General features: G+C 33.7%; 18 protein-coding genes and 1 tRNA gene. 6 read left to right on the top strand and 13 right to left on the bottom strand.

Annotated elements, in window-relative coordinates:
- The first annotated feature begins 36 nt into the window (after window positions 1-36).
- Both ACXGSQ_RS03950 and nrtS read left to right on the top strand, forming a co-directional pair.
- Window positions 37-1,308 (top strand): MFS transporter, encoded by a 1,272-nt coding sequence (locus tag ACXGSQ_RS03950; RefSeq protein ID WP_458628336.1) that lies wholly within the window; start codon window positions 37-39, stop codon window positions 1,306-1,308.
- Window positions 1,309-1,374: 66 nt separating this feature from the next.
- Window positions 1,375-1,599 carry a nitrate/nitrite transporter NrtS gene (gene nrtS / locus ACXGSQ_RS03945; protein ID WP_458628335.1) on the top strand — a complete coding sequence of 75 codons (225 nt, stop codon included), beginning with the start codon at window positions 1,375-1,377 and terminating at the stop codon, window positions 1,597-1,599.
- Here nrtS and ACXGSQ_RS03940 read toward each other — a convergent pair.
- Window positions 1,596-2,348 carry a UDP-2,3-diacylglucosamine diphosphatase gene (locus ACXGSQ_RS03940; protein WP_092466868.1) on the bottom strand — a complete coding sequence of 251 codons (753 nt, stop codon included), beginning with the start codon at window positions 2,346-2,348 and terminating at the stop codon, window positions 1,596-1,598. The genes nrtS and ACXGSQ_RS03940 overlap by 4 nt on opposite strands.
- A gap of 10 nt (window positions 2,349-2,358) precedes the next feature.
- A complete protein-coding gene (locus tag ACXGSQ_RS03935) occupies window positions 2,359-2,811 on the bottom strand; it encodes a 6-pyruvoyl trahydropterin synthase family protein (protein WP_334468446.1) in 453 nt (150 codons plus the stop codon).
- Between the two features lie 125 nt (window positions 2,812-2,936).
- Between ACXGSQ_RS03935 and ACXGSQ_RS03930 the strand changes: the two genes are divergently transcribed.
- Window positions 2,937-3,566, top strand: coding sequence for a 2OG-Fe(II) oxygenase (locus tag ACXGSQ_RS03930; RefSeq protein WP_458628334.1), 630 nt, complete (start codon window positions 2,937-2,939; stop codon window positions 3,564-3,566).
- Window positions 3,567-3,673: 107 nt separating this feature from the next.
- On the opposite strand, the gene ACXGSQ_RS03925 is transcribed toward ACXGSQ_RS03930, so the two are convergent.
- From ACXGSQ_RS03925 to ACXGSQ_RS03915, 3 genes are read right to left on the bottom strand one after another with little or no spacing between them, the layout of a single operon-like run.
- Window positions 3,674-3,874 (bottom strand): hypothetical protein, encoded by a 201-nt coding sequence (locus tag ACXGSQ_RS03925; protein WP_215927451.1) that lies wholly within the window; start codon window positions 3,872-3,874, stop codon window positions 3,674-3,676.
- A gap of 2 nt (window positions 3,875-3,876) precedes the next feature.
- A complete protein-coding gene (locus ACXGSQ_RS03920; RefSeq protein ID WP_458629316.1) occupies window positions 3,877-5,211 on the bottom strand; it encodes an MATE family efflux transporter in 1,335 nt (444 codons plus the stop codon).
- Complete coding sequence (locus ACXGSQ_RS03915) at window positions 5,208-5,708, bottom strand: GNAT family N-acetyltransferase (protein WP_458628333.1); 501 nt, start codon at window positions 5,706-5,708, stop codon at window positions 5,208-5,210. The genes ACXGSQ_RS03920 and ACXGSQ_RS03915 overlap by 4 nt, the downstream gene beginning before the upstream one ends.
- Window positions 5,709-5,754: 46 nt before the next feature.
- On the opposite strand from ACXGSQ_RS03915, the gene ACXGSQ_RS03910 reads away from it, so the two are divergent.
- Both ACXGSQ_RS03910 and ACXGSQ_RS03905 read left to right on the top strand, forming a co-directional pair.
- Window positions 5,755-6,552, top strand: a complete 798-nt coding sequence (locus tag ACXGSQ_RS03910) for a universal stress protein (RefSeq protein ID WP_458628332.1) — start codon at window positions 5,755-5,757, stop codon at window positions 6,550-6,552.
- A 13-nt stretch (window positions 6,553-6,565) separates the two neighbouring features.
- Window positions 6,566-6,639, top strand: a tRNA-Ala gene (locus ACXGSQ_RS03905).
- Window positions 6,640-6,667: 28 nt separating this feature from the next.
- Here the strand turns inward: ACXGSQ_RS03905 and ACXGSQ_RS03900 are convergent.
- From ACXGSQ_RS03900 to ACXGSQ_RS03880, 5 genes are all read right to left on the bottom strand, one after another.
- Entirely contained in the window at window positions 6,668-7,507 is an 840-nt protein-coding gene (locus ACXGSQ_RS03900; RefSeq protein WP_458628331.1) for an alpha/beta hydrolase family protein, read from the bottom strand.
- Window positions 7,507-10,266 (bottom strand): PD-(D/E)XK nuclease family protein, encoded by a 2,760-nt coding sequence (locus ACXGSQ_RS03895; protein ID WP_458628330.1) that lies wholly within the window; start codon window positions 10,264-10,266, stop codon window positions 7,507-7,509. The genes ACXGSQ_RS03900 and ACXGSQ_RS03895 overlap by 1 nt, the downstream gene beginning before the upstream one ends.
- A gap of 60 nt (window positions 10,267-10,326) precedes the next feature.
- A complete protein-coding gene (locus ACXGSQ_RS03890; protein ID WP_458628329.1) occupies window positions 10,327-11,724 on the bottom strand; it encodes an OmpA family protein in 1,398 nt (465 codons plus the stop codon).
- 134 nt (window positions 11,725-11,858) lie between these two features.
- The gene (gene kbl, locus ACXGSQ_RS03885) at window positions 11,859-13,052 is read right to left on the bottom strand and encodes a glycine C-acetyltransferase (RefSeq protein ID WP_458628328.1); all 1,194 of its coding nucleotides are present in this window, start codon (window positions 13,050-13,052) and stop codon (window positions 11,859-11,861) included.
- A gap of 41 nt (window positions 13,053-13,093) precedes the next feature.
- On the bottom strand, window positions 13,094-16,225 hold the full coding sequence (locus ACXGSQ_RS03880; protein ID WP_458628327.1) for a UvrD-helicase domain-containing protein: 3,132 nt from the start codon (window positions 16,223-16,225) through the stop codon (window positions 13,094-13,096).
- A 114-nt stretch (window positions 16,226-16,339) separates the two neighbouring features.
- Between ACXGSQ_RS03880 and ACXGSQ_RS03875 the strand changes: the two genes are divergently transcribed.
- Window positions 16,340-16,948 carry a superoxide dismutase gene (locus ACXGSQ_RS03875; protein ID WP_458628326.1) on the top strand — a complete coding sequence of 203 codons (609 nt, stop codon included), beginning with the start codon at window positions 16,340-16,342 and terminating at the stop codon, window positions 16,946-16,948.
- Window positions 16,949-17,072: 124 nt separating this feature from the next.
- On the opposite strand, the gene ACXGSQ_RS03870 is transcribed toward ACXGSQ_RS03875, so the two are convergent.
- The 3 genes from ACXGSQ_RS03870 to ACXGSQ_RS03860 are packed head-to-tail and all read right to left on the bottom strand — an operon-like array spanning window position 17,073 to window position 19,325.
- Window positions 17,073-17,522 (bottom strand): 3-oxoacyl-ACP synthase, encoded by a 450-nt coding sequence (locus tag ACXGSQ_RS03870; RefSeq protein WP_458628325.1) that lies wholly within the window; start codon window positions 17,520-17,522, stop codon window positions 17,073-17,075.
- Entirely contained in the window at window positions 17,523-18,206 is a 684-nt protein-coding gene (gene mtgA / locus ACXGSQ_RS03865; RefSeq protein WP_458628324.1) for a monofunctional biosynthetic peptidoglycan transglycosylase, read from the bottom strand.
- A 3-nt stretch (window positions 18,207-18,209) separates the two neighbouring features.
- Window positions 18,210-19,325 (bottom strand): NAD(P)/FAD-dependent oxidoreductase, encoded by a 1,116-nt coding sequence (locus tag ACXGSQ_RS03860; RefSeq protein WP_458628323.1) that lies wholly within the window; start codon window positions 19,323-19,325, stop codon window positions 18,210-18,212.
- Window positions 19,326-19,335 lie beyond the last annotated feature (10 nt).

Below are 19,335 nucleotides of genomic sequence, written 5' to 3'. Positions count from 1 at the left end.
TTACATATCATCTAAAACCTTATTTATTAAACCAAATTGGCGAAAAACGATCCATACGCGGCATTAAGAATCAAGGAATTCAACATCTTTTTATTGGTGCGTTTCGCCTTAGTTTTTGGTTGGTCTATGCAATTTATTGTCATCGAATGGCAAGTGTATGCTTTAACTAATGATAAATTAAGTCTAGGCATTATTGGGCTTTGTGAATTTTTACCCGCATTTTTATTCGCCCCTTTTGCAGGTCATATTGTTGACAAAAAAGAAAAACGAAACTTGTTTACACTTTGCATTGCCTTATTCTCATTAATCAGTTTTGGCTTGTTTTGGCTCACTTCAGAAGCTATTGAAAGTTCTTGGACTGTCAACTATATTCTATATGGCATATATAGTTTAGTGTTTTTTGGTGGTGTTTTAAGAGCCTTTTTTGGTCCCACTATTTTCTCGCTTATAGCCTTAATTGTACCTAAAAAAATATACCCAAATGCAGCCACATGGAGTAGTAGTACCTGGAAAGGGGCTAACGTATTTGGTGCACTTTGTGGCGGATTTTTAATCGCATGGATTGGTGTGCATTATACGCTTGGCATTATATTTTCATTAGTAATGTTGTCATTAATATTAGTCTTTGGTATAAAAAAGAAACCTGTTCTCAATAAAAAAACGAATGAATCGGTGATGGACAGTTTAAAAGTTGGACTACGATTTGTGTTTAACGATAAGGTTATTTTAGGAGCACTAACCCTAGATATGATTGCTGTTTTATTTGGTGGCGCTGTGGCCATATTTGCTGTATTTGCAAAAGATGTTTTAGATGCAGGTCCAAGAGGCTTCGGTTTTCTAAATGCAGCGTTGTCTTCCGGAAGTATTATTACTATGGTGGCAACCACCTATTTACCAATCACAAAAAACACTGGAAAAAAACTACTAATTTCAGTCTTTGGCTTTGGAATATGTATGATTATTTTTGGAGCTTCTAAGTTGTTATGGCTGAGTCTGGTTGCTTTATTTTTATCTGGTGTGTTTGATGGTGTGTCTATGGTAATTCGTCAAACCATTCTTCAGCTTAAGACGCCAGATGATATGAGAGGAAGAGTTGGTGCCGTTAACTCTATGTTTGTTGGGTCTTCTAATGAGCTTGGAGCGCTTGAAAGTGGAGTCGCTGCAAAACTATTTGGAGCACCATTGGCTGTAATACTTGGAGGTACCGTAACACTTATTACGGTGACAACAATGCATTTTAAAAACAAATCATTACGTGAACTAGATCTCACTAAAGATATTGAAGAACACGAAAAAGATGGAGTATAAAATCACTTTTAAGCCTTATCATTTTTATTACTTTTGCCAGCAAAATATTTAAATAGTTCATTTAGCATGATTCTAAAACTGCTTAAAATAGCTTTAGAAAAAGACATCGTCGTCTCTTCGATTAAAGTCGCTATAGTGGTTGGTTGTATTTTAAATATTATCAACCAAGGAGACCTTTTATATCATTTGAATTTTGAAAAGGTAAATTGGTTAAAGCTTGGCTTATGCTTTGTGGTGCCTTATTCTGTGTCTACTTACGCTTCTGTTAAAGTAAAAACAGGACGACATTAATAGGTTTTCAGTTCAAAATTTTCACCGTCAAAAACTCCGTAGGTATAATACTGAATCCAGTCGCCTAAATTAATGTACTTAGACGTTTCATTTAAGTCAATTTCTAAAGGCAAATGTCTATGACCAAATACAAAATAATCTCGGTGTTTATCTTCGAGTTTACGTTTGCAATATACCGCTAGCCATTCATTGTCTTCACCTAAAAACTTTGCATCATCATCGCCTGAAATCATTTTGTTTTTTACAGACATATATTGTCCGATTTTAACTCCAATATCAGGATGCATCCATTTGAATAGCCATTGAAAAAAGGGACTCGTAAACACTTTTTTCATGCGTTTATAGCCTTTATCTCCAGGCCCTAAACCATCGCCATGACCAATAAAGACAGAGGTATCATTAAACGTGAATTCTTCAGGCTTATGATATACAGGAATACCTAATTCTTCTTCAAAATAGCCATTCATCCATAAATCGTGGTTACCCACGAAATAATGAATCGGAATTCCAGAATCACTAATTTCTGCTAGTTTTCCTAAGGTTCTTGTAAACCCTTTTGGCACAACGGTTTTATATTCAAACCAAAAATCGAAGAGATCTCCCATTAAGAAAATAGCCGCCGCATCATGTTTGATCTCATCTAACCAAGCAACGAATTTTTTTTCACGAGGTCGAGACGCTTCACTAGTTGGTGCGCCTAAATGATTATCTGATGCAAAATAGATTTTTTTTCCGTCGGCAATATGTATGTGGTTCGGTTTACTCATTATCACTAGCGTACCATTCAGCAAAAGAAGAGGTGGTTTCTGAAAGCCTTAACGAATGTAATTTTATAGTTTCTGGTAAACGCTGTTTTATTTTTTCCGCAAAATCAATCACCATCATTTCACTTGTTGGCTGATAATCTACAAGCAACACATTATGCTCTCTAGCTTCTAGTTCCTTGGCCAATTCCACGTGTGGTGTGTTTTTATTAAATACCGTAGCATGGTCAAAAACATCTACAATTTCTTCTTTTACTATTTTCTTTAAGTCACCAAAATCGATGACCATTCCAAATTTTACATTGTTGGAATCAGCTATTGGTGTGCCTATTACGGTAACAAAAAGGTGGTAACTATGACCGTGGACATTTTTACACTTTCCGTCGTAACCGTATAGGGCGTGACCTGTTTCAAAAGAAAATTGTTTTGTAATGCGAATTTTACTCATGCGATTTTAAATTATAGTGCAAAGATATTATAAATGTAAAAGGAATGGCTTTTTAGATTACATTTGCGCACTTTTTTTAAATTTTTAAAAAATAATGAAAGGATTAAATTTCTTTAAAAGTCAATATGAGTAGTCTTTTTGAAGCTATTTCGTTTGTTGAAAATCCGCTTTATGAGCGTGTTATTTCAGACATTTCATCGCAAAAATATAGTATTGTTGATGATTTTTTTTCAGAAGATGAGGTTGTTGCTTTACGGCATTCATTGCTTTTAAAGTATGAAGAAGATGCGTTTAAAAAATCGGCTATTGGGAATAAAACCAATGCGCTTGTTAAAAAAGCAGTGCGCGGAGATATTATTCTCTGGATAGATGAAAACGTTATCAATTCTGCAGAGCAATTATTCTTCAATAAAATCAATGACTTAAAAGATTATCTCAATCGCACCTGTTTTCTTGGTATTAATCAGAAGGAATTCCATTATGCCATTTATCCTAAGGACACCTATTACAAAAGACATTTAGATACATTTCAGAATGATGATAGACGTAAATTATCTTTTGTTTGTTATTTAAATAGTGAAGATTGGAAACCCGAAAATGGAGGTGAATTAGTGCTTTATTTAGACGGTGAAGACAAGGTTATTTATCCATTTCCTGGCAAAGTTGTTATTTTTGAAAGCCAAGAATTAGAGCATGAAGTAAAACCCGTAAATACACAACGATTGAGTATTACAGGTTGGTTAAAAACGCGGTAAATCTATATTAACGCCTTTTATATTTGTTGTAGAAAAATATAATTATAAGTACTAATCCTAATATAAGGAATAAGCCGTTTCCGCCTAAAAAGCCAAGAATATCCATACTATTCGTCTTTATATCTATTTTTGTTATATCTATAAATCGCAAAAGCGATGAGAACTAAAACCACAAAAGGTAAGAGTGTACCAATAAACACGCCAACACCATAACTGCTGTCTGGTGCATTTTTAAGTTTTTCGTCTATATTACCGTCTTGTAGTATTGTTATTAATAAGCTCATTATAGAAATAAAATTAATAATCAAATTTAAGTGTTTTGCGCTAGAGGAATAAATGTTTTTCTAAATTTTATAATTAATGGTAAGCCTCGAGCAATCATCCACAATGTAAAGGCGATAAAAATACCATAGAGTTTATAATCTAGGCGATCTACCCAAAATATAACTGGAACAAAAATAATAAGCGTGGAAAATAACAACACGTTTCTAAGATATTTCATCTTGCCTAGCCCTTTAAAAACACCATCAAAAATAAAGGCTAAAGCACATAAAGGTTGCATGACTAAAACCATCCAAAATACCTTATAGAATTCTTTCAGTACGTTTTCGTCATTACTAAATAGGTTGCCTAGAGGATAATAAAATACAGCACCAATTACTCCAATAAAAAGCCCGACGAAAATGCCATATTTAATCAGTTTATTACTTAATTCTAAAAGGCTTTTATAATCTTTTGCTCCAAATAATTTTCCTGATAAAATATTACCCGCACTTGCGTAGCCATCAATAAGAAAAGCCCCTAAAAACCATAAATTAATAGCAATGGTATAAGCCGCAATGTAGCTTTCACCATATTTTGTAGCAAAACTCGTTCCAAAATACAAGGCAATATTTAAGGCAATCGTTCTTATGAATAAATTGAGAATCATTAACGCGAAACGTTTCATTTCAGGATTAAAAGGCAATTTTGCGATTAACGGAATATCTGTTTTTTTAAGTAAGTAATAAGCCGAAAGTAAAGCCATAATTAATTGCGCAATAACACTGGCATATGCAGCACCTTTAATATGCATGGCAGGAATAAAACCGTTAATACCATAGACCAACACAACGTCGAGAATAATATTGGCCAATGCACCAGAAATAGCAATTAGCATAGGGAAATAGGTGTTTTGAAGTCCTCTAAAGGTTCCAAAAACAGCGATGGTAAACAAGGTAAAGGGAAATCCAAAAACCCGAATTTGATAATAGTCTACACTATAATTGAGAATGTCGCCTGAGGCATTGTAAAGTTTAAAAATAGGCGAAGCTAAGGGATAGGTAATAGCTATAATTACAAGACTGAGTGTTGTAATTACAAAAATAGCTTGGGCTGGTAAATTCTTCACGGCTTCCACATTTCCGGCACCCAAGTATTGCGAAATGATTGAAGAAATGGCACTTCGAGTTTGACCTAAGACCCAAATTAGCATGGATAAAAATGTGGTTACAATACCAACGGCTGCCAAAGATGTTGTGGCATTCTGTTCCATATTACCAATGATTGCCGCATCGGTTAAAGATAAAATAGGCTCAGACACTCCCGCAATTAAAGCAGGAATCGCCAATTTATTAATTTGTTTTAAAGTTATAGCTGTGCTCACCATACCAATTCGTAACAGTAAAAAGGAAATTCACTTTGCTTTGGAAAGTAAATATCTCCTAATCGTTTATAACCGCGAAGTTCGTAAAACTTTTGGTTTCTTTTGTTCTGCGAAAAGGTATCTAATCGAATAGAACTATAGTTGTTATCAATAGCAAATTGCTCTGCAAAATGCATCAATTGTTGTGCATAACCTTTGCCTTGTAATTGAGGATGAACAGCTAAACGATGAATATAAATGTTATTAACATTAGGTGTTAACCATTTGATAGGCTCATATTCCGAATCCATAAATGTAGAAATCACAATACAAGCTTTAATGGCATGATTAATTTCTAAAACATAAAGTTCGTTGCGTTTTAGGTCGTTTTGAAATGCAGACGTATTGGGGTAATTCTCATTCCATTGATAAACACCACTAGAAATCATAGATTTAGCACAAGCTTTTGTGATTTCTAAAATGGGTTGAATATCTTTTTCTTCTGCTATTCGAATCATTTATAATGTTTACTTTTGTCCTAATGTTAATCTTAATTTTCTAAAGATGAAAACAATATTAGTTCCTGTTGGTTCCTCAAAAAACGCAAAGTCGCATTTACAATATGCTATAGATTTTGCGCAGGCTTTTGGTGCTAAGGTTTATGCGGTTCAAATATATGATGTTTATAGCAAAGCAGGCACCATGATTAAGATAGATGATATTTTAGAAGCCGAGTCTAAATCATTTTTAGAAAAACATGTAGCGTCCATAGATACTAAAGGTGTTGAAGTCATTACCAAAACGTATAAAGGGAAGTTGGTAAAGACCTTAGAAAACATCTGTAAAAAATTAAATGTTGATTTAATCCTTATAGAGCCGCGTACCAATTCTATTAAAGACGAAGTGTATTTAGGAAAAACGTCTGGTAAGATTATTAAACAAACACAAATACCTGCATTAATTGTTCCTGAAAATTGCGTGTTTAAGCCTTATTCAAAACTATTTATGGCCGTTAAATCTGCGACTGTAAAAAAAGATAAGGTTTTGCTTCCTTTAAAGTATTTAAAAACACAATTTGAATCTGCACTAACCTTACTTTTAGTAAAGACTCCTCATCATAAAAAGCGTGACTTTGAAATTAATGACGAGTTAAAATCGATGATTACAACAACAATAAACGTTGAAAGTCCTAATACATTTTTAGCGCTTTTAGAACATTATAAAGAGCATAACCCAGATTTATTATGTGTGGTCCGTCGAAAGCGAGGGTTTTTCAATAAATTATGGGAAAAAGATACAATCTTGAAAAAAGATTTTCACAGTTCCACATTGCCGGTTTTGGTTTTAAGTGGACTAAAATAATATCGAATACTTTGGGGATGTAGCTCAGTTGGCTAGAGCGCTTGACTGGCAGTCAAGAGGTCGTCGGTTCGAGCCCGATCTTCTCCACAAAAAGCATGCTTAAGGCATGCTTTTTTTATATTATAAACTGAATAGCCGTTTCGACAACAGTTTTTAATTCCTCAGAAAGTTCACTTTTACTCCAAGGGTGTTTTGTATTAAACACATGATCTGCATTTTCAATAACCTTTAGTTGACTCTTAGGGTTCCATTGATGTAACGCTTCTGCTTCACTGCTATTTACAGAAGTATCCTTATCACCATGAATAATGAGCATTGGGATGTCTATTTGTGTTGTCGCGGCTTTGATATCAAGCTTCGCTTTATGGGTTTCAAAATCTTCAAAGAATTGGTAGTAATGCGGCATTTGTTGTTTCGTTCTACCATTCTCTACGTATTTAACACCGTCTTCTTTCCATGTTTTAAGTGCTTCTTCAGAGCCAAACCGACTCGCAAAATCACTTACACTAGCCAAAGTAATCAGTTTAGTGATTCGTTGATCTTCCGAAGATTTTAGTATCGCAATACCTCCGCCGCGACTATGACCAATTAAGCAAATAGTGTTGGTGTCTATTTTTGAATTCGATTTGAAATGATTTTGAGACCAAGTTATAACCGCATCTAAATCGTCTAGCTCTTTCGTGTAATTGTTATTTCCGAAAGCTTCCAAATCAGGAAAATCAATAGGATTTTCCATCGTGCCGCCATTATGTGAAAAATTGAATTTTATAAAACAAAATCCAGCATTGGCAAATGCTTCTGCCATAAGGTCCCATGCTCCCCAATCTTTAAACCCTTTATAGCCATGACAAAAAATGACTATAGGTTGATTTGATTTTTCTTCAGAATAAAAGGTATCAATTAAGATGGGTTTTTTACCATCTCTTTCTAAAATTACATGTTTATCAATTGTCATTAGTCCAGTTCTTTTTCAGTAAAATTAAGCTTTGGATTACAGATTTCTGTAATGAGTTTTTTGAGCTCTATTTCAAAATTATCTAAGGTTTCATTCGTAATTAATTGGTCTTTTGTTCTCGCATGAGATGACGCCTTTTTTCCGAATTTCAATAAACCTTCACTTAAGTTTTTAAACGAAATAATACCTGCTTCAATTGGTAGCGCTATTAGATTTTGTTGACGCATCATATAAGCATAGCATAAAATTTGAAACGATTTACTGTACTTTGTGTAATCTGTAGTTAAATCTTCCCAATTTACAATTTCTACTTTATTTTGTTCCACCTTACCCGATTTATAATCGATAACTCTAGTCATACCATTAAAGCTATCAATTCTATCTACTTTTCCTTTGAGTTTAATAGGGAAATCGAGACCTTCAATTTTAATATCAATGGCTTCATCAGCTTCAATCGAAAGGATTTTAATTTCATTTCCTTGTTTAAGGCTCTCTAATTCTAAATTTAAAAAATTTGAAATGTAACGTTGGGCAATTTCAAAAATGATAAGGTTTTTACCTTGAGAAAAACCACCTTTGTTGTAGAGTTCTTCAAAATGTTTAGTTACCATTTTCTTAGTACGACTTTTAAAATCTTTAAGATGCTCAATAGTTAAAATAGAACCTTCTAAGGGTTTATAAAAATCTTCAAGTGAATTGTGAATAACGGAACCTAAAGTGTTGGCTGCAATATTTTCTTCGACATCTTCAAACTCTTTTATTCCGAGTATTTTTTCATAATAAAAATCTATCGGATTTCTGATATAATTGGTTAAAGACGAAGGTGAGTAGCCTTTTCCAGATAATACTTTTATTTGTTCCATAACCGATGGAGTTTTTCTTATTTCGGTCAGTTTTTGTTCTACAATGGGAACATCTGGAGATACTATGCTATTTTTTATTTCATGAATCCCTTCAACTTCTAGCTGTGTTAAGAATCTACTTTTTTCACCACCTTTTAGCGCATCAATTTCGGTGTTGTATAAAATATAGACGTTTTTAGCGCGTTGCAAAAGTCTATAAAAATGATAGGTGTAAACCGCATCCTTATCTTTAAAAGTAGGTAGGTTATTTTCAATTTTTACGTCGAAAGGAATAAAGGAATTGTTCGTTTTTCCTGAAGGAAGAATCCCTTCATTTACAGAGCTTATAATCACCGTTTCAAAATCTAAAACACGCGATTCTAGCATTCCCATAATTTGAAGTCCTTCTAATGGTTCTCCTTTGAAATCTAGAGTTTCTGAGCTTAACAACTCTTTATATATCGTTTGTAAAGCAGCGATTGAATTGAGATAACTATATGTTGAATTTAATTCAATTAGCTGGTTAAATAACGTATTAAAACGATATAGGTATTCTAACTCTAAACTGTGATTTTGCTTATCATCATCAAAGTTGAGTTTCATTTTAAGAATGAGCTCTGAGCAACGTTTTAAGGCCACTTCAGGTTGGTCATTCCAAGTCTTGAAAATTAGATCAATATGATCTAAATGCGACGTTGCAATTTGCTTAAGATCAGCGACGGTTAGATAGACCAAATTATTTTTTTGAATATGAGCTATAATAGCACTTGATACATTAGTCGCTTCGGTTTCAAATAATGCGTAAATCGAAGGATGCGAAAGTAAGTTTACAACATCTTTAAAATAGAATTGTTTCGGATTAGTTTTATGCGTTGTAAATAATTGTTCAAAAAAAGAAGCCAAAGGCACAAACTGTAATGGTAAGCCCATCGTTACATTAAGTTTGGTTATATCTTTAGGAATAGAATTGAGTACAGGCAACAACAACTGCTCTTCACCTAGTACGACTGCAATTTTTGACAAATTAGTGTCTTTTTGAGTAAGCTCATCTAAAATCTGACCAATATACTTAGCCTGACCAACAAGCTTAGGAATACCTATGGCATGAATATTTTTAGGTTCATTATAATGGTTAGTAACCCAATTAAAAGGATGCGTTTTAAAATAGCTCCATTGAGCCCTGTGCTGTCTTGTAAACCAACCCGCATCATGTACTGGGTCATCAATAAATGCTGAATCAATATCCCAATAAATGTAGGCTAATTCATTCTTTAGCAAACCTTGGATAATTTGGGACTCAGCTGTATTTAAAGCATTGAACCCTAAAAACACATGTATTTTGCCCTTACAATTTTCCATGTAAGCTTCTAAATTATCTACCGCTTCTCTATAAATTAAACCTTGATAGCCTTGTTTAGACTCCAGCATATTATCCGTAAAGGCCGTGTAGTAGTTTTTAAGCTGTTTCCAGAACTTTAAATGGTTTTTAACAAGATCGGTTTGATTGATTTCTAAAGACCAATGATTAAGCTCTTTGATAGCGTTTAAGTAGTCAAAGATGTGCTCTTGTGGTATGAGGTAACGGTCAATCTCATTAAAGTCTTGTAACAAAATTTGAGCCCATTTCGAAAACGATTCAAAAGATTCTTGTTCTGCTTCGTCGGTTAGTGCTTTATAGGATTCGTACAGTCTAAATAATAAATCTGTATTAGGTAGGTTTTGTAAACCAGATAACTCTTCTACAAATTCTTCACTGCTGAGTATTTGAGGAGCAAATATAGGTTGGTCTATTAATGTAGAAAGGTGGTGCTTAAGAAAAACACCAGCACGTTTACTTGGTAGAATGAAATAGAGGTCTTCTAGTTTTAGGTCTTTCTTTTGAAGATCTATGAGAACCGATTTTATAAAACTTATCATTTTATAAAAATAAAAAACGCCCCGAATATCGGAGCGTTTTTTAATATATTTTAGATGTGATTAGTTTTTCAACTTCACCTCTACACGTCTGTTTTCTTTTTTACCAGCACTTGTTCTGTTACTAGCGATAGGCTTAGACTCACCGAAACCAGCAGCAGTTAATCTATCAGCACTAATACCATTAGCGATTAAGTAATCTCTAACTGCATTTGCTCTTCTTTCAGATAAAGCTTGATTCATTGATTTAGATCCATCAGAATCCGTATGACCTTCTAAAGAGAAGTTAGCTTGTGGGTATTCTTTAAAGATAGCTACCATAGATTGTAATACTTGATCAGTTTGTTTCTGGAAAGTTGCCTTACCTGAGTTAAACAAGATTGATCTTGAGTATTCGTTTAAAGTATCCATTACTTCTTCAGTAGGCTTCACCTCAGGACAACCATTGTTTGCCACTGTACCAGCTTCGTTAGGACATTTATCATCTTTGTCTAATACACCGTCACCATCAGTATCTGGCCAAGGACATCCATTGTTTGCAGCAGGACCTGCTTCATTAGGACAGTTATCATCAGCATCAGAAACACCATCACCGTCAGCATCAGGACAACCCGCTAATTCTTTTAAACCAGCAACATCTGGACATTTATCATCTTTATCCATTACACCGTCACCATCAGAATCAGGACAACCATTAAATTCAGCTAAACCTGGAGTGTTTGGACAATCATCTTTAGAATCTTGAATACCATCATTATCAGAATCTGGACAACCATTGAAGATCTCTAAACCAGCTTCTTCTGGACAAGCATCATCTTGATCATAAACACCATCACCATCAGTATCAGTACCACCAAACTTGAAAGTAAGACCAACTGAATGTTGGAAATGTGTAGGTAAATAATCTTCGAAAGAATGCTTATATGTAGATTGAATATCTAAACCTAGGTTATCAGAGAACCAGTATTTAAATCCTAATGTTCCGTTTAATGTTCCAGCACCAATTTCATCAATCCAAGTATAACCACCACCAACACCTAAATAAGGATCAATTGTTTTAGAATTAATGATATCCATAAAGCTATAAGAAACTCTACCATCTAAACCGTAATACGTTAAATCATCAACTTTATTTGTTGACTCTTCTCCTGTAAGAGGATCAGAATTAGAACCAAATTTATCAATTCTATTTATAGAACCTTTGGCAGTAAATGTAAAACCATCACTAAGGTATCTAGAAACCGAAAGTGTTGAAATTGAAGGTAAAATATTCCAATGATCAGTTACATTGAAGTATTCGTCAAAATATTCTCCTTGAGGTGTGTCTTCTCCTACTGGGTAAAAGTCAACTGCGTTGGCTCCAAATGCAATGGCCCATGGATTGTTCTTGTCTTGTGCATTAGATGTGCTAAAACTTGCAATAAGCACTGCGACAAAAAATAATCTGCTAAGATTTTTCATATTCTAATTAATTTAATTTTAAGTGTTAATTGTTGGCAAAAATAAGTTGTTAAACTGTATTAACAAAGACAAATGTACAAAATTATTGCAAAATCGCCCTAAAATAAGGCGATTGCGTTAATATTTCAATCATTTCAGATAACATTTAGCTCCTTACCAACTTTAACAAAGGCAGAAATAGCCTTATCGAGCTGGCTTTTATCATGAGCAGCAGAGAGTTGCACTCTGATTCGAGCTTTATTTTTTGGAACTACTGGAAAGAAAAATCCTATCACATAAATCCCCTCTTCTAACAGCTTATTAGCCATGTTTTGAGATAGTTTCGCGTCGTATAACATGACTGGAACTATCGCAGAGTCTCCATCGACAATATCAAAGCCTGCTTCTTTCATACCTTTTTTAAAATATTTGGTATTCCAATCGACTTTATCTCTTAAGGTTGTATCGTTTTTAAGCATATCAAACACCTTTAAAGAAGCTCCGACAATAGCAGGTGCTAAAGAATTTGAAAACAAATAGGGTCTAGAACGTTGACGCAAAAGTTCAATAATCTCTTTTTTCGCTGTTGTATACCCTCCCATTGCTCCACCAAGTGCTTTACCTAAAGTTCCAGTAATGATATCAATTCTACCTAAAACTCCTTTTTCCTCTAAGGTACCAATACCGGTTTCACCAATAAAACCTGTAGCGTGACATTCGTCAATCATCACCATAGCATCATACTTATCTGCTAAATCACAGATCTTATCTAAGGGTGCTACTAAACCATCCATAGAAAACACACCATCGGTTACTATAATTTTGAAACGTGCACCTTTAGCATTCGCTTCTATTAATTGGGTTTCTAAATCTGCCATATCGTTATTTTGATAACGATATCTTGCTGCTTTACACAATCGTACTCCATCAATAATTGAAGCGTGATTTAGTGAGTCTGAAATAATCGCATCCTCAGCAGTTAATAACGGTTCAAAAACACCACCATTGGCATCAAATGCAGCAGCATATAATATGGTATCTTCAGTCCCATAGAAATCGGCAATTTTTTGTTCAAGCTCTTTATGAATATCTTGAGTTCCACATATAAAACGCACTGAAGACATCCCAAAACCATGTGTATCCATGGTGTCTTTTGCGGCTTGTATTACATCTGGATGCGACGATAAACCTAAATAATTATTAGCACAGAAGTTTAAAACTTTCTGTCCCGTATTAAGGGTTATTTCTGCTCCTTGAGGTGAGGTTATAATGCGTTCTTCTTTAAAAAGACCAGCATCTTTTATCGATTCAATTTCTTGTTGTAAGTGTGTTTTTATGTCTCCGTACATCGTGTTTAGTTTTGAATATGAAACAAAGATACTATGAAAAATCAGACTTCAAGAACTTCAATTGTATCATTTATATAAACCAATAATTTATGTGTTACATTTAATTTCATTTCAGTTAAAACAGTTTCATACTCATTTAACTGCGCTGTGTGAGCTCCTTTAGCATCACCTGTTTTATAATCGATAATTACGGCTTCATTATTAGCATTAATATTAATTCTATCTAGTCGTAAAAGTCGACCAGAACTAGTTATAATATCGCGTTCATTATAAACCCTGAAATCTGCGGTGTAATACATTTTTAATTTGGGGTGGTCCACAACTTTCATTACTAACACTTTCAAGGCTTGTATAGTATCTTTTGTCACATCTCCAGAAAGTAATAGCTCCCTAAATGCAAAATCAATATCATCACTAGTTTTAATCTTAGACAAAATTAAGTGTACTAAATTTCCACGTTCTATAGCTGCTTCTTGTTGCGTATCCCAAAGCAGGCCAGATTTCGTTACAATATTTAAATTATGCGCTTCTTTAGGTACTGAAATTAACTTTAATGGCCTTGCATTGATTTCTTTTACAGTACTATTTTCGTTTGGTTTTAAGCGTCCAAAACTATAATTAAGTTGGTTGTCTGCCCATTTATTTTGATGTTGTAAAAAATTAATAAACATACCCGCATAAGAGTTCCTATTAGCCTCTCCTTTTGCACTAATATCCTTTTTAGAAATAATATATAACTGCTCCACTGCTCTAGTTAAAACAACATAAAGCAAATTGATATTATCCAATTCTAATTGTGATTGATGCGTGTTGTAAATAAGTGCACCTGTTTCCTCAAAATGCGCTACATCTTTGTTGTAATTCAAAAGTAAAGCGCTAAATCCGCTATACGCTTCTGACGGAACCGGAAACCAGACTTTTGGCTCTATTTCTCTATAGATATTAAGATCTGCATAAGGAAATATCACCACAGGAAATTCTAATCCTTTAGATTTATGAATCGTCATAATCTGAACCGCATCCATATTTTCTGGTGTAACAACACTTAAATTATCTTCTTTCTTTTCAAAATAATTGACAAAACCTGCAACATCGGAATTTTGTTTTTGTGTAAACTCTAATACAACATCTAAATAAAATTGAAGGTAGGCATCCGAAGTAGCATTTAAGTTGAATAACCGAACAATATGCTCTACTAATTCATATAGTGGCAATTGAAGACATTGATTTTTATCAATATAAATATCAAGCTCCTTTAACGCAGCAAACATGTCATCAAGATTTTCTTTGAGATACGTAACAAAAAACTGATGCTTATCTTCAATCTGATATTGTTCTGCAAGAAAGGAAAGTACCTCAACCTTAAGACTGTCATTATTAGGCTGAACAAGTAACTTTAAAAATGAATTAATGAAATTTACCTTGTCCGAATTTTTTAAAAGTAAGGTTTCTGAAGAAGTGATTTTTATGCCATGTTCATTCAAATAATTTGCAATTGCAACACCTTCTTTTCGTTTTCTAACCAAAACACAAATATCATCTAAAGGAAATCCGTTGGCTTGACATTGTTTTATCGTTTGCAATACTTGGTTTGCATACATTTCGTGGATGTCATCCTCTTTTTCAACATTTAAGAAATTAAGATTCACATAGCCTTCTGATCCATTATGTGTTTTTTGACTGGCTTGCTTATAAAGTTCGGCATAAGCGACTTCACTAAAAGCACGCTCGCTTAAAAATTCAAAAAATGAATTATTAAATTCGATAACCGCTTTAGCACTTCTGTAATTGGTATCTAAAGCTAAGACCTCAGCTTCAAGTTGAAATGGATTATTAATTTTATTATAGAGCTTTATAAACTGTTCGGCTTCACCACCTCTCCATCTGTAAATAGCCTGTTTGGCATCACCAACAAGCATGGCTGAGCCATTGGATGCTGAAAGCGCATTTTCTAGCAAGGGCACTAAATTCTCCCATTGCATATTTGAGGTATCCTGAAACTCATCTATAAAATAATGCTTAAATTTTTCACCTAAGCGTTCATATATAAATGGTGTAGGTTGATTTTTAATTTCTTTACTAATAATAGTATTAAATTCTGAAATCAACATTTTGTTTTGATCAGCCTTTAAGGCGTCTAACTCATTTTTAATCGCATTTAATACAGATAGTGGAGTAATATTTCTATAAAAGCCTTTTTTTAATTTTAAATCAAAAATCGTTTTTTTAGTTGCAATAAAAGCCTCTGCTAATTGTGGCTGAATGCTTTCAATAGTTGACGCCACAATGTCAGAAACACGTTTTGGATACAATGTATTCCCTTCAATTAAATCGTTTTGCCAAGCGGACTCAAAATTAATACTAAATCGTTTGTTTTTAAGATTTTCAAAATGCTTCGGTACTGAACTTCTATTAAAATCATCAAATTGTAATCCTGATTCCTCTATTAGAGTTAAGGTTGTTGCAGCGGTGTTTATAATCGCCTCTTCATGTTGTTGAATCTCATCAGATAATTGCTGCTTTAAGTTTTTAAAATCTTGAAGCGTCTTCTTTTTTAAGGTCTGAATTGCAAAAAGATCGCTCTCATTAACCAGTAATTTTGAAATTTTATTAAAGTCATAACTAATGTCCCAACTTTTATCATCGTCTGCCTTCTCTATCGCAAAATCCACTAAGACTTTCGTTAGTGTTTTATCTGTTCCAGCTTTAGCGATAAGGCTATCAACGGCTTCGTTGAGAAGTCTTTCTTGGTCGAGTTCCACTTCAAAATTTATAGGGAGTTTTAAATCGTGCGCAAAAGTTCTAATCACTCGGTGTGTAAAACCATCAATTGTAGAGATATCAAAAGCACCGTAATTATGAATAATATGTTTTAAGATCCGCTTCGATTTTGTTTGAAGCACCTCTGGTACAAGTTTTAACTCATCACAAATAGCAATAAACATTGGATTAGGAGCTACTAAACTTTCTTCGGAAGAAAATGATTTTAGCATATCTACAATACGCTCCTTCATCTCACCAACGGCTTTGTTAGTAAATGTTATGGCTAAAATGGATTTAAACTGATCGAGACTTTTAGACTGAATCAGTATTTTTAAATAGGCTTTGGCTAACGTAAAAGTTTTTCCACTACCTGCAGAAGCGTTATATATTTTGAAAGCTGAATTTTGCAAGAGATAATTTTTATACCAAAATAGGGAATCTTAATAGTTTATTAAGAGAAAATCACCGACAAAATTGTAAATTTGGGTTGAGATATTTTATAAATCAATTAAAACACTACAATTATGGCTTTCGAATTACCGAAATTAAAATATGCTTACGATGCTTTAGAACCGAATATTGATGCTCGTACTATGGAGATACATCATACTAAACATCATCAAGGCTACACAAACAAATTAAATACAGCTATTGAAGGTACAGATTTAGAAGGAAAAACTATAGAAAACATTCTTATTAACCTCGATATGGATAATAAAGCGGTTAGAAATAATGGAGGTGGATTTTACAACCACTCATTATTTTGGGACGTTATAAATCCTGAAGGAAGAGGCCGTTTATCTGGAGACTTAAAAGATGCCATAGAAGCAAAATTTGGTTCTTTCGATGCCTTTAAAGACGAATTTTCTAATGCTGCCGCAACACAATTTGGTTCTGGTTGGGCTTGGTTGTGTGTACATGAAGGAGGAAAAGTTGAAGTGTGTTCTACACCAAATCAAGATAATCCATTAATGCCTGGTGTTACTTGTGAAGGTACTCCAATTTTAGGATTAGATGTTTGGGAACATGCCTATTACTTAAAGTACCAAAACCGAAGACCAGATTATATTGAAGCATTTTTTAACATCATTAACTGGAATGAAGTTGAAAGACGCTACGCTGAAGCTAAATAATTTTAGTTTTAGCTTAAAGGTTTTATAATGACTTAAAATAGTTGCATTTTAAAACCTTGTTTAAAACAAAAAAAATCCGAGTTTCAAAACTCGGATTTTTTTTGTTTTACAACTACTTTGGCTATTAGAAAATCGCCGTAATTTTAAACTTGATGCCTCTAAATACAACTTCATCATCAATCGTTTTAGACCATAACAATTGTGCTATCGGTGTTGCTGCCGAAATGGCAAAAAATGCGGTATCATCTATTACTATTTCACCAGCGCTAATGGCAATAAAATAATTAGATTGTGTGGTTTTAACCATACTCCCTAGCGCAACTTTAGTATGCGTAGATTCGCTATTGACTTTTTGAAGGATTTGTTTTTGCTTTTCAATTTCAGCCAATTGACGCCCTGCTTTTTCACGTTCTAACTGTAACATTGCACGACCTGTTTCGTGCTTATCTCCGGCACTACTTTTGGTTTCCGATTGTAAGGAGTTTTGTATGTCTAAAATGGTGTTTTGAACCGTTAATAAACGGTCGTCAACAAACTTTAAACAAGATTTATATAATTCTTCTTTTACATTCATTCATTTTTGGTTCTTTAAGTCAAATTTTCCGTAGAATTTCATCTGTTGTACAATCCACTGTTTCCGCTTTTGAATATATGCTGTTGCAGGATTTGCACGATACTTTCTTGGATTAGGTAATATTGAAACTATTGCTGCAGCTTCATAAGCATCTAAATTAGCCGCAGATTTCTTAAACCAGTACTGCGATGCAGCTTCAATGCCATAAATACCCTGTCCCATTTCAATACTGTTTAAATACACTTCGAGAATACGTTCTTTGCTCCAGATAGCTTCAATTAAAAACGTAAAATAGGTTTCTAAACCTTTGCGCAACCAACTACGATCTGGCCATAAAAATACATTTTTAGCTGTTTGCTGACTTATAGTACTTCCGCCTTTAATCCGTTTACCCTTTTTATTATGTTTATACGCTTTTTCAATAGCCTCAATATCAAAACCATTGTGGTTCACAAATTTTTGATCTTCGCTACAAATAACAGCTAATTGCATGTGTTTTGATATCTCATCAATAGAGACCCAATTGTGTTTCCAATGTTTTGTTTCCTCGGTACGTTCAGCATATCGAATAACCATCAAAGGAGTTATAGGAACCGGAACATACTTATATAATACCACTGCCCCAACTGAAAATACAATACTCCAAAAAAGTAATTTCATTAAAAATCGAAATAGTCTTTTCATAAATTAATCTAATAATTGCGCTAACTGTTTCCCAATGGTACTGCCAATTGCAATTCCCATTCCACCTAAACGCACTCCACAATACACATGCTCTGATAATTGTTTTACGATGGCTTTTTTCTGTTTACCAACACCCATTATTCCAGACCATCTATGGTCAATTTCAAAATTAGTCTCAGGTAAAATAATCGTTTTTAAAAGTTCTTCAAGCTTACTTTGGATGCGTTCAGTTTCACCAAACGTTGTAGTTTCTTCTGTTTTAAAATCGAGATTTCGACCTCCACCCAACAAAATTCTGTTATCTATATTTCTGAAATAATAATACCCTTCATCTAAATGGAATGTGCCCCTAATATGCAAATAATCAATAGGTTTCGTAATCAAAACCTGTGCTCTTGCTGGCTGAACTTCTGGAATGTTAAGCTGTTTAGCAAATCCGTTTGTGGCTATAAAAAGTTTTTGAGTTGAAAGTGTAAAATGGTTGGTTTTTAATTGTACTGAATTTGAATCCTCCGAAAATGATTCTACGGCACAATTATTCAATATTTTCACCCCTAAAGATTGAACTTTATACAATAATGCGTCCATCATTTTTCCAGTATCAATCTGACCTTCCAATGGATTAAAAGCATACTTTGATTTTATAGTTTTAAAGCCAAATTTATTCGCTTTGAAAGAAAACACGTCACTATTAAAAAGTGGATATAGCAATTGATTGATATATCCTCGTTTATCTATGCATGAATTATATAACGTTTCATCAGATTCTAGAAATAATTCATAACCTCCAAAATTTTGATAACCTATAGCTTTATCTCCTAACGTTTCGCGAAGTAATTGAAGTCCATTAATGCGTTTTTTTATTAAATCTATTACCTCAATTTCCGAATGGTGATTTAAATCATCTATAATTTCACTCAAACTCCCAAAGCACGCAAAGCCTGCATTTTTAGTACTAGCTCCTTGCGGAAGTATTCCTTTTTCAAGAATTAACATCTTAGACTTTGGATAGCGTTGTTTTAACTGTAAGGCACAATTAAGCCCTACAATGCCGCTTCCAACAATGGTAAAATCAATGTTAGTTAACCAGTTTTTTATTTCCCAATATGATAAATTCATAGCATAAAAA

Source organism: Winogradskyella sp. PC D3.3 (assembly GCF_054366245.1).
Note: the sequence above shows the minus strand (reverse complement) of the source record. Positions and strands in the feature narration are given on the sequence as shown.

What these genes read in the sequence shown, in the direction of transcription:
- nrtS (WP_458628335.1), top strand. Translation starts at nt 1,375, where the DNA reads ATGATTCTAAAACTGCTTAAAATAGCTTTAGAAAAAGACATCGTCGTC.
- ACXGSQ_RS03935 (WP_334468446.1), bottom strand. Translation starts at nt 2,811, where the DNA reads ATGAGTAAAATTCGCATTACAAAACAATTTTCTTTTGAAACAGGTCAC.
- ACXGSQ_RS03930 (WP_458628334.1), top strand. Translation starts at nt 2,937, where the DNA reads ATGAGTAGTCTTTTTGAAGCTATTTCGTTTGTTGAAAATCCGCTTTAT.
- ACXGSQ_RS03915 (WP_458628333.1), bottom strand. Translation starts at nt 5,708, where the DNA reads ATGATTCGAATAGCAGAAGAAAAAGATATTCAACCCATTTTAGAAATC.
- ACXGSQ_RS03910 (WP_458628332.1), top strand. Translation starts at nt 5,755, where the DNA reads ATGAAAACAATATTAGTTCCTGTTGGTTCCTCAAAAAACGCAAAGTCG.
- ACXGSQ_RS03900 (WP_458628331.1), bottom strand. Translation starts at nt 7,507, where the DNA reads ATGACAATTGATAAACATGTAATTTTAGAAAGAGATGGTAAAAAACCC.
- ACXGSQ_RS03895 (WP_458628330.1), bottom strand. Translation starts at nt 10,266, where the DNA reads ATGATAAGTTTTATAAAATCGGTTCTCATAGATCTTCAAAAGAAAGAC.
- ACXGSQ_RS03890 (WP_458628329.1), bottom strand. Translation starts at nt 11,724, where the DNA reads ATGAAAAATCTTAGCAGATTATTTTTTGTCGCAGTGCTTATTGCAAGT.
- kbl (WP_458628328.1), bottom strand. Translation starts at nt 13,052, where the DNA reads ATGTACGGAGACATAAAAACACACTTACAACAAGAAATTGAATCGATA.
- ACXGSQ_RS03875 (WP_458628326.1), top strand. Translation starts at nt 16,340, where the DNA reads ATGGCTTTCGAATTACCGAAATTAAAATATGCTTACGATGCTTTAGAA.
- ACXGSQ_RS03870 (WP_458628325.1), bottom strand. Translation starts at nt 17,522, where the DNA reads ATGAATGTAAAAGAAGAATTATATAAATCTTGTTTAAAGTTTGTTGAC.
- mtgA (WP_458628324.1), bottom strand. Translation starts at nt 18,206, where the DNA reads ATGAAAAGACTATTTCGATTTTTAATGAAATTACTTTTTTGGAGTATT.
- ACXGSQ_RS03860 (WP_458628323.1), bottom strand. Translation starts at nt 19,325, where the DNA reads ATGAATTTATCATATTGGGAAATAAAAAACTGGTTAACTAACATTGAT.